The sequence below is a fragment of the Uniformispora flossi genome, from assembly GCF_049534875.1.
GTDB lineage: Bacteria > Actinomycetota > Actinomycetes > Streptomycetales > Streptomycetaceae > Yinghuangia > Yinghuangia aomiensis.
Genome location: NZ_JBMULZ010000014.1, coordinates 231,877 through 244,529, shown reverse-complemented (window position 1 = coordinate 244,529; position 12,653 = coordinate 231,877). Strand labels below are relative to the sequence as shown.

The following is a 12,653-nucleotide window of genomic DNA, read 5'->3' as shown; positions in this document are numbered from 1 at the left end:
TGCACTCGAAGGGGTGTGGGAGAGTAGGACGCCGCCGGAATTTACTTACAGATAGCCCCGCCCGGGTGACCGGGCGGGGCTATCTGCATTTCCGGGCATATGCGAACGCAGGGGCTCGCCGCGACTTCCGCCGGCCTTTCGCGTTCCGGTGCCGTTCGTGTTCTGTCACAGGCCTGTCCCCGGGGCGGACGCCGCACGCCCGCCGCGCTACCGTGGTCGCAACACGGTGCACCGACCGGGGCGTTCGCGAACGCCCGGTTGTCTGGGGGGACTTCGGGTGCGCCGGCTTTCTTCTCTGGGGGGAGATCCCGAAATGCGATCCACGATGCGTACGCGCGCTGCCGCGGTCGTCGGCGCGGTCCTGCTGGCCGGCCTGCTGACCGCGTGCGGCGACGACGACGGCGACGGCTACCCGTTCGCGGGCGGCGGCGTGCCGGGCAACTCGGACGGCAACAACGACAAGGGCGGCGGCAAGGTGCCGGCCGACCTGGTCGGCAAGTGGTCGACGACGTCGATCTCGCTGACCCAGTACGAGGACGCGATGACCGGGGCGGCCGCCCCGACCAACGGCACCGGCATCATCCTGACCATCGAGAGCGACGGTTCGTACACCGAGTACGGCCTGCTGCAGAACACCGTGTACGCGTGCTCCACCAAGCTGACGACCAGGACCGAAGGCAAGGTGTCGGTCGAGGGGGCGAAGACCACCTTCAAGCCCAGCAAGGTCAAGACGCGGATGACCGGGTGCGGCAGCAGCGACGAGTCGGAGAAGGACGGCACCAAGGTGACCCGCGTCGCGACGTACGAGTTCACCAAGGACTCGTACAGCGGAAAGCAGGTCCTCAAGTTCACCGACGACAAGGGACAGACCAGCCAGTATCAGCCCGTCGACTGATCAGGTCGTACAGTCGTCGTGTGACGGAAACGGTGGCGAAGGGCGACGCGGTCGCGGGCGGTGAGGCTCCGGACCCCGGTCTGTTCGGTCCGGAGTCGGTGACGTGGCAGCTGCACGCCGACCCCATCATGTGGGTGGCCGGCGTGCGCGCCCTGTACCTGCAGGCGCTGCATCCGCGTGCGGTGCGGGGCGTCGTGCAGAACTCCGAGTTCCGCAAGGACCCGTGGGGCCGGCTGTTCCGCACCGCGGACTTCGTGGGCATCAGCACCTACGGCTCGCGCGCCGAGGCCGAGCGGATCGGCAAGCGCGTGCGGCGGATCCACAGCCATCTCACCGCCGTGGATCCGGAGACGGGCGAGCGGTACCGCGTAGACGAGACCGCTCTGCTGCGCTGGATCCACTGTGCGGCGATCGTGTCGTACGCCGACGTTGCCCGGCGGGCCGGCTTTCCGCTGACCGACGGTCAACTGGACCGGTACTTCGCCGAGCAGCGGTCCGCCGCCGCGCTGGTCGGGTTGGGGCCGCGGGAGGTGCCGGACAACGGCGCGGCCATGCGGGCGTACTTCGAGGATGTGCGGCCGGCCCTGGGGCGTTCCGAAGAGTCCGACGAGGTCTGGGAGTTCCTGCGGCGGCCGCCGGTGCATCCGGTGCTGTGGCCGGCCCGGGAGCTGCTGTGGCGGCGGATCGCCGATCTGGCGTACGGGGCCCTCCCGTCGTGGGCGCATGCCATGTACGGGCATCGTCCGCTGCCGCCGTTCGCGGTGACCGCGGGGGTGCGGGGGCTGCGGACGACGATGTCGGCGGTGTTGCCGGTGGTGCGCACGGTGTACGAGTCGCCGCACATCAAGGCCGCGGTCGAGCGGCTCGGCCCCGATGTCATGCCCTCGCCGGCGCGCTTGCCCCGTGACCCGGCCGCGGCGGAGTAGATCCGGAGCGGATACTGCCGCGGCAGCCGGTCCGCAGGTCTGGTTTTCGCGCGCCTCCGCCCGTAATCTGACGGATCGTCAGACCGACGTGACGGGGGATTGGGAGCGGAGCGCATGATTCTCGCAGGCAAGACCGTCGTCGTGTCCGGGGTGGGCCCGGGTCTGGGCCGCCGTATTGCGCTGGCCGCGGCGCGTGACGGCGCCAACGTGGTGCTCGGCGCGCGGACCGAGGCGAACCTGGTGAAGGCGGCCGAGGAGATCGACCCGTCCGGTGAGCGGGTGGCGTGGGCCGTCACCGACATCACCGACCCGGCGCAGTGCCAGGCGCTGGTGGACCTCGCGGTGAGCCGGTTCGGGAAGGTCGACGGCCTGGTGAACTGCGCGGCGCTGGACACGGTGTTCGGCGGACTGGCCGACATGGACTGGGACGTCCTGCGGCAGGTCGTCGAGGTGAACCTGGTGGGCAGCCTCGCGATGACGAAGGCCGCGCTTCCGGCGTTGAAGGACGGCGGCGGTTCGGTGGTGTTCATCAACACCCAGTCGCAGCTGGTGCCGCCGCGCGAGGCGCCGCAGATGGCGTACGCCGCGTCCAAGGGCGGGCTGACGTCGGCGATGTACGCGCTGGCGCACGAGCTGGGCGCGCACCGCATCCGGGTGAACTCGGTGGCCCCGGGCTGGATGTGGGGTCCGCCGGTGGAGGGCTTCGTGTCGATGCAGTCGCAGGCCACCGGGCAGAGCGCGGACCAGGTGCTGGCGCAGCTGGTGGAGCCGATGGCGCTGCCGGAGATGGCGTCGGACCAGGACGTGGCGGAGACCGTGACGTTCTTCCTGTCGGACCGGTCGAAGGCGATCACCGGGCAGATGCTGCTGGTGAACGCGGGACACGTGATGCGTTGACGGCTGCGCGCCGCTGACGCGGGTACGGAAGCACAGACGCAGGTCGAAGGGGCGGGGCGCCGCGCGGTAACGCGCGGCAGCCGCCCCTTCGACCGTCTCGGCGGGGCCCGAAGCGCGGGGGAGTCCGCCTGTTCCGGCGGACCCCCGTCCCCCTCAGCTCTGGTCCTCCGGAAAGATCAGTGCCGCCAAGTCCGCGACCTCCTCGCGGAGCCGCTCGCGCACCCCCGGCCGGGCCGCGGCCAGGTGGTCGACGAGCGCGGTTTCCAGCAGCGCGCGCAGCAGCCGGGCGATCCGCGTGCGTCCGGAGGGGAGTTCGGGGAACAGTTCGGCGAGCCAGCGGGCGATGCTGGCGTCGGCGGCGATGGTGAGGCCGCCCGCGACGCCGCGGGACAGTTCGTCGCCGCGCAGGCCCTCGCTGAGGATCAGGCGCAGCAAGGCGCGTTCGGCGAGGGCGGCCTGCCACAGCCGGGTCATCAGCGCGACGAGGCGGGCGCGCGGCGGCAGTGCGGCGTCGACGGCCGGGGTCTCGGTGAACCGGTCGGGGTAGGCGCGTTCCTTGACCAGGGCGCGGAGGATGTCCGCCTTGGACGGGAAGTAGTGGTAGAGCGTGGCGACGTTGAGGTCGCACGCGGTGGCGATGGTCCGCATCGAGGTGGCGGCGAACCCCTGGGCGCTCATGAGGGCGAGCGCGGTGCCGAGGATCCGGGCGCGCTGCGGGCCGGTTCCGGGGGCGGGCGGGGAGGCCTGCGGGGCCGTCGCCGGGGTGGGGGCTCGGGGAGTCTGTTGCGGTCGCATCGGCGCTCAGTCTTCCATCAAACGTTCGTTGGGGACATACTGGGGCCGCCAGTGCTGGACGACGTCAAGCAATCGCGGCCGCGCCCCGGGCGTGGGCGGCGACGAAGGGAAGGCTCCGTGGCGAACGGGTTCTGGGCGTACGCGCAGGAGAATCCCGGACAGACGGCCCTCGTCGACCCGGACGGCCGGGAATGGACGGCCGGCGAACTCGCCGCGGCCTCGAACCGGCTCGTGCACGGGCTCCGTGCGGCCGGGCTCGGGTCCGGCGACGTGTTCAGCGTGGTGCTGCCGAACGGCGCCGACTACATCGTGGCGTACCTGGCGGCCGCCCAGGCCGGGATGTACATCGTGCCGGTCAACAACCATCTCGTGGGCCCGGAACTGGCGTTCATCCTGGAGAACAGCGGATCCAAGGTGCTGATCGGCCACGAGCGCTTCGCCGACGTGGTCGCCGCGGCCGCCGACGAGGCCGGCCTGCCCCCCGAGGCGCGCTTCGCCGTCGGCGACGTGCCCGGCTTCCGACCGGTCGCCGAACTCACCGCCGGGCAGCCCGACACCGCGCCCGAGGACCGCAGCATCGGCATGCCGATGAACTACACCTCGGGAACCACCGGGCGCCCGCGTGGAGTTCGCCGCCCCCTGCCCACAGGTACGCCGGAAGACGCGCGCCACGGCGGCTCGTTGCTCATCTACGGCCTGCGCCCAGGCCGTGGCAACGTGCACCTGGTCGGGTCGCCGCTCTACCACACCGCCGTCCTCCAGCACGCCTCGCAGTCCTTGCACATCGGCCATGCCGTGGTGCTCATGGACAAGTGGCTGCCCGAGGAGATGCTGCGCCTGATCGAGCGCCACCGGGTGACGCACACCCACATGGTGCCGACCCAGTTCCACCGGCTGCTGCAACTGCCCGACGACGTCCGGGAGAAGTACGACGTCTCGTCGATGCGGCACGCCGTGCACAGCGCCGCGCCGTGCCCCGACCACCTCAAGCGCCGCATGATCGAATGGTGGGGCCCCTGCATCGAGGAGTACTACGCGGCGAGCGAGGGCGGCGGCACGTTCGCCAGTGCCGCGGACTGGCTGGGCAAGCCCGGCACGGTCGGCAAGGCGTGGCCGATCAGCGAGGTCGCGGTGTTCGGCGACGACGGCGAGAAGCTGCCGCCCGGTGAGGTCGGCACGGTCTACATGATCATGAAGACCGGGTCGTTCAAGTACCACAACGACGAGGAGAAGACCCGCGGCGGCCGGATCGGCGACTGGTTCACGGTCGGCGACGTCGGCTACCTCGACGAGGACGGCTACCTGTTCCTGCGCGACCGCAAGATCGACATGATCATCTCCGGCGGCCAGAACATCTACCCCGCGGAGATCGAGAGCGCGCTGCTGCGGCACCCCGCAGTCGGCGACGTCGCGGTGTTCGGCGTCCCGCACGAGGACTGGGGCGAGGAGATCAAGGCGGTCGTCGAGCCGTCCGCCGGGCACGAGCCGGGCGAGGCCCTGGCCGCCGACCTCATCGCCTTCTGCGCCGAGCAGCTCGCGAGCTACAAGCGTCCGCGCAGCGTCGACTTCGTCGTCGAGATGCCGCGCGACCCGAACGGGAAACTCCGCAAGCGCCGCCTGCGCGACCCTTATTGGGAGGGGCGCGAGCGGGCCGTCTGACGCGAATTCCAGGGGCGTCAAGCAGCCCGCACAGGCGGTTGTCCGAATACACCGCCCGGAGGTGGACCGGGCGGTGTATTCGGCTGGGTTTTTCCGCCCGCGGCCGCCGGTGATTTCCGTGCGGAATTCCGGTGACACGTGTCGACCGGCCGGCGGAAAAAAAACCGTGGACGGGGCCGGAGACGGAAATGGCCGGACTCCCGGGAACGGGAATCCGGCCGAATACTTCCGGGCGGCCGCGGACTACTCCGCGGTGCACACCGCCAGCGCCCACGGCAGGTCCGGCTTGCCGGTCGGCGTGCGGCGGGTCTCGTCGACGAAGCGCAGCACGCGCGGCACCTTGTAGCCGGCGATCTTCGTGCGGCAGTGCTCCTGGATGCCCTCCAGCGTCGGCTCCGCCGACCCGGTGCGGAGCTGCACGACGACCGCGACGGTCTGGCCCCAGCGCTCGTGCGGGACGCCCACCACGATGGCGTCGTACACGTCCGGGTGGTCCTTGACCGCGCCCTCGACCTCTTCGGTGAAGATCTTCTCGCCACCGGAGTTGATGGTCGCCGAGCCGCGGCCGAGCAGGGTGATGCGGCCGTCCTCCTCCAGGCGCGCGAAGTCGCCGGGGACGACGTAGCGGGTGCCGTCGGGCGCGGTGCGGAACACCTCGGCGGTCTTGACCGGGTCGCCGAGGTAGCCGAGCGGGATGTTGCCCTTGCGGCCGAGGCGGCCGACCACGCCCGCGGGCAGCGGGTTCAGGTCGTCGTCCAGGACCACCGAGTCCGGCACCGCCTTGACGGTGATGCCGCCGCCCTGGTTCGCGGCCTGGCCCTTGACCGCCACGCCCACGCCGTTCGCGCCCGACTCGGACGCGCCGATCGCGTCCGACACGATGACGCCGAGGCGCTCCATGAACGCCTCCTTCAGCGACGGCGAGAACAGTGCGGCGCTGGACGACACGGCGAACATCGACGACAGGTCGTACCCGCCCTCGCGGCCGTCCGGGCGCGGCTCGTCGACCGCTTCGATCAGCGGCCGCGCCATGGCGTCGCCGGTGATCATGATGACGTTGGCCTTCTCGCGCTCGACCGTCGCCCACACGTCGTGCGCGTCGAACTTGTCGATCAGCACCACGCGTTGACCCTTGGCCAGGTTGCTCAGCAGACCCCACTGGGTCGCGCCGTGCATCAGCGGCGCGATCGGGAAGAACGTGCCGACCCCGCCGCGGCCCTTCTCGGCGAGCTGCTCCGGGCGGTCGACGCGGTCGCCGTTGGTCGGGTCTATGCCGCCGCCGAGCGCGAAGATGACGTCCTCCTGGCGCCACTGCACGCCCTTGGGCATGCCCGTCGTGCCGCCGGTGAACAGCAGGTAGATGTCGTCGCCGGAGCGCGGGCCGAAGTCGCGGTCCGCGCTGCCCGCCGCGACGGCGTCCTCGTAGCGCACCGCGCCGAGCGCGTCGGTGTCGGCGTCCGTGCCGTCCTCGATCACCACGAGGTGCCGCAGTCCGGTGACGTTGGGCGCGACCTCGGCGACCCGGTCGGCGAACTGGCGCTGGAAGAGCATGGCGACCGGCTTGGCCTGGTCCAGGAGGTAGGCCAGCTCGTCGGCGACGTACCGGAAGTTCACGTTGATGCAGACGCCGCGGATCTTGTAGATCGCGAGCATCGCTTCGGCCCACTCGATGATGTTGTAGGCATAAACCGCGACATGGTCGCCGGGCCGGACACCCGCGTCGGCCAGATGGTGCGCGAGGCGGTTCGCGCGTTCCTCCAATTCGGAGTATGTCCGGCGCGCCCCATTGGCGACGACGGCCTCGCGGTCGGGGTATTGCTCAACCGCGTGCTCGAAGAGGTCGGCAAGGTTGAATTCCATGGCCCGGAGCGTAGGCCGACAGCATCGCCGAATTCCATAGTGTGACGCAATTACTGTGCCGCGGAGGTTGTGACGCTGTTGACCGCGACACACCCTTGACTGAGACAATGATCGCCGTTCCCGTGCGTCCGCGCCCACCCGTGGGCAGCCACACGCGCACATCCCCGCACATCCACGTACATCCACGTACATCCACGTACATCCACGTTCAAGGAGGAGCCTTGGCCGCCAACCCGCACCTGCTGGTCGAGCGACGCGACGGCACGCTGCTCGTGACGCTCAACCGCCCCGAGGCGAAGAACGCCTTCTCGCTGCCGATGCTCGTGGGCCTCTACGACGCGTGGCTCGAGGCGGACGCCGACGACGACATCTACTCGATCGTCCTCACCGGCGCCGGCGGCGTCTTCTGCGCCGGCATGGACCTCAAGGCCCTCGCCGGCGCCGACATGGCGGACGGCGACACCGCCGTCTACCGCGAGCGCATGGCCGCCGACAAGGACCTGCACTGGAAGGCCATGCTGCGCCACCACCGGCCGCGCAAGCCGCTGATCGCCGCGGTCGAGGGCTTCTGCGTGGCGGGCGGCACGGAGATCCTCCAGGGCACCGACATCCGTGTCGCGGGCGACACCGCGGTGTTCGCCATCGCCGAGGTGCAGCGCGGGCTCTTCCCGCTCGGCGGCTCGACGGTGCGGCTGCAGCGCCAGATCGGCTACACCAACGCGATGGAGATGCTGCTGACCGGGCGGCGCTACACCGCCGAGGAAGCCCGCGAGATCGGCCTGATCGGCCGCGTGGTCCCGGCCGGCACCGCCGTCGAGGCCGCGCTGGAGATCGCCGCCGTCATCAACGGCAACGGCCCGATCGCCGTCGAGGCCGTCAAGCGCTCGATCATCGAGACCGCGGACCTGTCCGAGGAAGACGCCCTCAAGCGCGAACTGGAGATCGGCCAGCCGGTGTTCGGCACCGCGGACGCCAAGGAGGGCCCGACGGCGTTCGCGCAGAAGCGCAAGCCGGTCTTCCGCCGGGCGTGAGCGGGGCCTCCGCCGCGGGGTGAGCCGCGGCAGCGCCGGTGCCGGCGCGGGGCGCACCGGTCGGGAGCGCGACGGCGTGCCCGACCGGGCGCCCGCGAGGGACAATGGAGTCCGGCGGAACCGCGCGTTCCGGCGCGCACCGATGCCGCTGGAGGATTCCATGCCGAACACGCAGGTCCACGAGCCCGGCCAGCAGGAGTCGCACGAAGACGTCCACGTGGTGCTGTCGCCGGAGCGGGTGATCGTCACCGGCCGGGACATGCACCCGTCCGACGAGGACGTCACATCCGAGCAGACGTCCCACGCGAGCGAGACGTCGCAGGCGGAAGGGGCACGGACGGACGACTGACGCCGACGCCCGCGAGCGTCGCGCTCAGGTGTACTCCCGCAGCCTCGGCCGGATACCGAACACCACCAGCACCACGCCCACCCCGAGTACCACCCCCGGCAGCCACGTCCACCCGTCGAGGGCGTTCTCCGTGTCCGCGATCTCGGTGTCGAAGGACGCGCGGTGCGCGTCGGCCTCGGTGTCGAGGGTGCTCTGGTAGTCGTAGAACTCGAAGGCCAGGTTGCCGCGGCCCACGTTGGTCGCCATGCCGATCGCGACGTCGCGGCGGCCCGAGGCGACCGCGGCCTGCAGCGTGCTGTCGTCGCGGCGGAACGCGGCCAGCCGCGCGGTGAGCCCAGGGGACGTCGAAGTCGGTTCCAGGGCTGTGGACTTGGCGGCGAACTGGGCCCGGTAGTAGCCCTCCCGCTCGGGCAGCATCAGGTAGCGGCTCTCGTCCGCGTTGGCGTCCGACGCCACCGCGCGGGTGCGGGCCAGCGCACTGAACGGGTCGAACGACGTGCTCTTCGCGTCCCGCACACGCGTGCCCTGGTCGGACAGCAGGGAACCGCCGAGCACGGTCAGCACCGCCACCGCGACCGTCGCCGCGGCCAGCCCCGGGTTGAGGATCCGCCGGAAGCGCCGGGCGAGGGTGAACTGCCAGACCAGCAAGGTCAGCAGCGTCGCTCCGCCGACCGCCCACACGGCCGCCGAGGTCAGCTTCGCCGTCGAACTCCCGTCGCTCGCCGCCGCCGACAAGCGGTCCTCGGCGCCGCGGCCGAGCCGGTCGGCGGCCGGCAGCAGGTCCTGGTGCATCAGCGCGGTCGCGGCGAGGTAGTAGTTCACGGCGAGTGCGGGCGGACGGCCGACGGGTCGGTCCTGAACCTGGTCGTCCGCGGCCTGCGCCTGCGCGGCCAAGGCGTCGTAGCGGGCGAGTCCGGCGAGCAGCCGGCCCGCGGTACCGGCGTCCGCGGTGCCGAGCCCGCGGTCGATCAGCGCCTGCACGTCGGTGTTCACCGAGGCCCGCCGCAGCCGCAACTGGCGCAGCGCGGACTGCTTGTTGCCGATCTGCTCGTCGTGCCCGATCAGCAGCACGTTGGCGACCTGCGCGTCGATGTCCGCGAGGGCGAAGTACAGGTCGGACGCGGTCGCGGCCTGCGGGGCGGCGCTGCGGCCGACGGCGTGCACGTTGCCGCGCGCTTTGGCGACGCCGACGGTGAGGGCCGCGAACAGCGCGGCCACCAGCAGGATCACCAGAGCGGTGGTGGCCCGGATACGGGCGGGCGCGCCGCGCAGCCGCGGCCGCAGGGAAGGACGCGAGGTGCGCGCGGGGCGCGGGAAGGTGTCGGGGACCGCCGGGGTCCGGCGCGGCGGGGGAGCGGCCGCGGCCGAGGGGGCAGCCGGTGCGGCCGCCGGCGCGCTCATACCGGCACCTCACTGGGCTCGGCGCCGCAATCGCGAAGCGCATCCCCCAGGCTGAATCGCTCGCTTCGCTCGCTCATGGACGCACGCTAGGTGACCGCGTCGACACGTTCCTCACGGTGCGGTGGCGTGCGGGCGAAGTCCGCGTGAACGTCAGGCGGGCCGGAGCCGAAGCCCCGGCCCGATGCACGGTGTCCGTCCGGGATGCTCAGTCGCGGCGGCGAGCCGAGGCTCCGGAGCGGTCCGTGCTCGTGATCGGTACGGCTAGGCCGCAGAGCACGGCACGTGGCTCTCCGCCCGGAACGTCGCGCCGTGGCTGGTGACCCAGTGCGCGGGCCCGTCTTCGGCATGCCGGGACGGCATCTGCCGCGGGACGCGCGCGAGTCCGGCGACGTACGGCTCCCCGCACGCGTCGCACAGCGTCGGCATGGCGGCGGGCGCATACCGCTCTAGCGTGCGCAGGAGGCTGCGTGCGAAGCGCAGGGCGGACGCGAACGACGCGGCGGCGGCCTCGTGGTCGCGGCTGCCGTGCGCGTGCGCGGCGTCCCTCAGGGACCGGGCCAGGTAGCTGAGGCTGGCGCGCGGAAAGGGCGGTGCGCCCGCGGCGATGTCGTCGGCCTGCCCGGCCACGACGCCGGCCCAGCCGGCGAACGCCGGGTGGCGTACGGCGGACCCGGTGCGCTGCGCGATCACCGTGCCGGCGAGCTTCCGGGCGGCGGCGGCGCATTCCGGGGTCAAATCCTTGCGGTCGAGGTCCATGTCCGGCTCCTCGGGGTCTGTTGCGGTCTACTGCACAGGCTGCGTGTGTGGTGCCGGCCTGTGGATCAGACCGCCTTGGACAGGATGCGGCCTGAAGACCGCCGAACGCGTCAAAAGATGAGCTAAGTCACACCGAAATGTCGGAAATTGTCGACCTTCGCGGGTTTAGCAAGGGTGACGAACAGAACAAAACGGGCTACTTGCGCGCTCCGTAGGCGACCCCAATCGGACGGTTGCGCCCCAGGTTTTCCGGCCTCGTGTCCGCTCAGCGGACACCGTGTCGCACCTTGTGTCGCCGCGCCGTCACGCACCGCCGCCGGGGCCGGCGGCACGCCGGAAACCCGCCTCGGCGCGCCGCCCGCACGCCTCTTCCGGCTGCACGGAGCATCTGTTACATATGCCGCCGGATCGCCGGAGACCCGCCACTTCCTCCGCCGCGACGGGCTCTCCGTGCCCGGCGCGGCGGAGCCGCCCGCGTACGCCGCCCGTACGCGCCAACGTGGGAAGGAGAGGTGCCGCTGTGCCCAGTTGGCTACCGGAGAGCGCCGAAGGCCTCACCGAGCTGGACGGCGTACTCGGACTGCGCCCTTCGCTCTACACCCGCTACCGCGACTACGTGACCCGCGTCTGGTCGCCCGACGTCCTCGACCCCGTCCTCACCGAACTCGTCCGGCTGCGCATCGCCGGACTGCTCGAGTGCGGCGTCGAGGAAGCCGCCCGCAGCCGCGCCGCCGTGCACGCCGGCCTCGACGAGGCCCGGATCGAGCGCGTGCCGTACGGCTCGGACGACCCGGTGTTCACGCCGGCCGAGTCCGCATGCCTGCTGTTCGCCGAGCAGTTCGTGCTCGCCCCCGAGTCGGTGACCGACGAGCAGCGCAAGCAGCTCGCCGGGCTGCTCGGCGACAGGGGGCTCGTCGGGCTCGCCATGGTGTGCGCGATCTTCGACGGCTTCGACCGGTTCCAGGTCGTGCTCGGTGCGCAGGACACCGATCCCGACCTGCCGTACCCGATGCTCGTCCATCCGCCCGGCCCGGACCCCGACGCGCCGCCCGGCCCGCCGGTGTTCGACCCCGCCGACCCGATCGCGGCCAGCCCGCTCGCGCTCCAGCCCGACCTGCTGGCGTCGTTCCTGCGGATGTACGCGACGCTGTGGTGGGACGGCGTGGTCGACCACCCGTCCAAGGAGGTCGCCCGGCTGCGCAACGCCCGCGTGACCGGCTGCCGCTACTGCCGCAACGTCCGCTTCGCGCAAGCCCGCGAGGACGGCCTCGGTGAAGACCTCGTCGAGCTGATCGCCGACGGCTTCGAGGAAAGCGCCCTCGAGGAACGCCACAAGGTGGTCATCCGGTTCGCCGACTTCTTCCTCGGCGACCCGCACGGCATGGGGGAGGAGAGGGGCGCCGAGGTGCGCGACGACCTGCTCGCCGCGTACGGCCCGGACGGCACCGTGGAGCTGGCCGCCGGGCTCGCGCTCTTCATGGGCTTCTCGAAGATCGCGGTCACTCTGGGGACTGTTCCGCACGATTTTCCGACCATGGTGATACCCACCCCGGGCGGGTGAATCCGCAGGCCGGATGACGGCGACATGGCCGGTATGCGAACGGCGGCGGGCCCGCGAAACAGCCGCGGACCCGCCGTCTGCGGACCGTACGATTCGGGTGGCGAAGGGCTGTTGCACCCGGATCTTCCCGTGTAACGTTGCTCGCGGTTGCAAGCAGTAGAAGTAGTTCCCTCGCAAGACCGACGCCTGCGGACTTGACTGCCCCGTAGGCGTTTTTCCATCCCGGAGTACTTCGCGGGGAGTGGGACCACTCGACGTAAGCGACCCGGACGCCGCGAAGTGCGGCGGCCGAGGTTTTCATGAAGGAAGAAGACATGGCCACCGGTACGGTCAAGTGGTTCAACGCGGACAAGGGCTACGGCTTCATCTCCCAGGATGACGGCGGCGCCGACGTGTTCGTCCACTTCTCGGCAATCCAGACGAACGGCTACCGTTCGCTTGAGGAGAACCAGCGGGTCGAGTTCGAGGTCACGCAGGGCCAGAAGGGCCCGCAGGCCGAGATGGTTCGCCCGCTCTGATCACG

12 protein-coding genes are annotated in these 12,653 nt (G+C 71.3%); 8 read left to right on the top strand and 4 right to left on the bottom strand.

Going from position 1 to position 12,653, the window contains the following annotated elements; translation table 11 throughout:
- Positions 1-313: 313 nt before the first annotated feature.
- From ACPA54_RS27660 to ACPA54_RS27650, 3 genes are all read left to right on the top strand, one after another.
- Positions 314-895, top strand: coding sequence for a hypothetical protein (locus ACPA54_RS27660; protein WP_423534098.1), 582 nt, complete (start codon positions 314-316; stop codon positions 893-895).
- Positions 896-915: 20 nt separating this feature from the next.
- Positions 916-1,821, top strand: coding sequence for an oxygenase MpaB family protein (locus tag ACPA54_RS27655; protein ID WP_423534097.1), 906 nt, complete (start codon positions 916-918; stop codon positions 1,819-1,821).
- A 114-nt stretch (positions 1,822-1,935) separates the two neighbouring features.
- On the top strand, positions 1,936-2,718 hold the full coding sequence (locus ACPA54_RS27650; protein ID WP_423534096.1) for an SDR family oxidoreductase: 783 nt from the start codon (positions 1,936-1,938) through the stop codon (positions 2,716-2,718).
- A gap of 153 nt (positions 2,719-2,871) precedes the next feature.
- On the opposite strand, the gene ACPA54_RS27645 is transcribed toward ACPA54_RS27650, so the two are convergent.
- A complete protein-coding gene (locus ACPA54_RS27645; protein ID WP_423534095.1) occupies positions 2,872-3,513 on the bottom strand; it encodes a TetR/AcrR family transcriptional regulator in 642 nt (213 codons plus the stop codon).
- Between the two features lie 117 nt (positions 3,514-3,630).
- On the opposite strand from ACPA54_RS27645, the gene ACPA54_RS27640 reads away from it, so the two are divergent.
- Complete coding sequence (locus tag ACPA54_RS27640; protein ID WP_423534094.1) at positions 3,631-5,172, top strand: acyl-CoA synthetase; 1,542 nt, start codon at positions 3,631-3,633, stop codon at positions 5,170-5,172.
- 243 nt (positions 5,173-5,415) lie between these two features.
- On the opposite strand, the gene ACPA54_RS27635 is transcribed toward ACPA54_RS27640, so the two are convergent.
- Entirely contained in the window at positions 5,416-7,032 is a 1,617-nt protein-coding gene (locus tag ACPA54_RS27635) for an acyl-CoA synthetase (protein ID WP_423534093.1), read from the bottom strand.
- Between the two features lie 221 nt (positions 7,033-7,253).
- Here ACPA54_RS27635 and ACPA54_RS27630 point away from each other — a divergent pair, with 221 nt between their 5' ends.
- Positions 7,254-8,063: a crotonase/enoyl-CoA hydratase family protein gene (locus ACPA54_RS27630; protein WP_423534092.1), complete on the top strand. Its 810-nt coding sequence runs from the start codon at positions 7,254-7,256 to the stop codon at positions 8,061-8,063.
- 160 nt (positions 8,064-8,223) lie between these two features.
- Positions 8,224-8,412, top strand: a complete 189-nt coding sequence (locus ACPA54_RS27625) for a hypothetical protein (RefSeq protein ID WP_423534091.1) — start codon at positions 8,224-8,226, stop codon at positions 8,410-8,412.
- Between the two features lie 24 nt (positions 8,413-8,436).
- Here ACPA54_RS27625 and ACPA54_RS27620 read toward each other — a convergent pair whose 3' ends face one another.
- Complete coding sequence (locus tag ACPA54_RS27620) at positions 8,437-9,813, bottom strand: hypothetical protein (protein WP_423534090.1); 1,377 nt, start codon at positions 9,811-9,813, stop codon at positions 8,437-8,439.
- A 261-nt stretch (positions 9,814-10,074) separates the two neighbouring features.
- On the bottom strand, positions 10,075-10,569 hold the full coding sequence (locus tag ACPA54_RS27615) for a hypothetical protein (RefSeq protein WP_423534089.1): 495 nt from the start codon (positions 10,567-10,569) through the stop codon (positions 10,075-10,077).
- 520 nt (positions 10,570-11,089) lie between these two features.
- On the opposite strand from ACPA54_RS27615, the gene ACPA54_RS27610 reads away from it, so the two are divergent.
- On the top strand, positions 11,090-12,130 hold the full coding sequence (locus ACPA54_RS27610) for a carboxymuconolactone decarboxylase family protein (protein ID WP_423534088.1): 1,041 nt from the start codon (positions 11,090-11,092) through the stop codon (positions 12,128-12,130).
- A gap of 314 nt (positions 12,131-12,444) precedes the next feature.
- Positions 12,445-12,648 carry a transcription antiterminator/RNA stability regulator CspE gene (gene cspE, locus ACPA54_RS27605; RefSeq protein WP_020557813.1) on the top strand — a complete coding sequence of 68 codons (204 nt, stop codon included), beginning with the start codon at positions 12,445-12,447 and terminating at the stop codon, positions 12,646-12,648.
- The last annotated feature ends 5 nt before the right edge of the window (positions 12,649-12,653 follow it).

Bases quoted from the DNA above. Each gene is read 5' to 3' on its own strand.
- ACPA54_RS27650 (WP_423534096.1), top strand. From the start codon at position 1,936: ATGATTCTCGCAGGCAAGACCGTCGTCGTGTCCGGGGTGGGCCCGGGT.
- cspE (WP_020557813.1), top strand. From the start codon at position 12,445: ATGGCCACCGGTACGGTCAAGTGGTTCAACGCGGACAAGGGCTACGGC.
- ACPA54_RS27625 (WP_423534091.1), top strand. From the start codon at position 8,224: ATGCCGAACACGCAGGTCCACGAGCCCGGCCAGCAGGAGTCGCACGAA.
- ACPA54_RS27615 (WP_423534089.1), bottom strand. From the start codon at position 10,569: ATGGACCTCGACCGCAAGGATTTGACCCCGGAATGCGCCGCCGCCGCC.
- ACPA54_RS27635 (WP_423534093.1), bottom strand. From the start codon at position 7,032: ATGGAATTCAACCTTGCCGACCTCTTCGAGCACGCGGTTGAGCAATAC.
- ACPA54_RS27660 (WP_423534098.1), top strand. From the start codon at position 314: ATGCGATCCACGATGCGTACGCGCGCTGCCGCGGTCGTCGGCGCGGTC.
- ACPA54_RS27620 (WP_423534090.1), bottom strand. From the start codon at position 9,813: ATGAGCGCGCCGGCGGCCGCACCGGCTGCCCCCTCGGCCGCGGCCGCT.
- ACPA54_RS27645 (WP_423534095.1), bottom strand. From the start codon at position 3,513: ATGCGACCGCAACAGACTCCCCGAGCCCCCACCCCGGCGACGGCCCCG.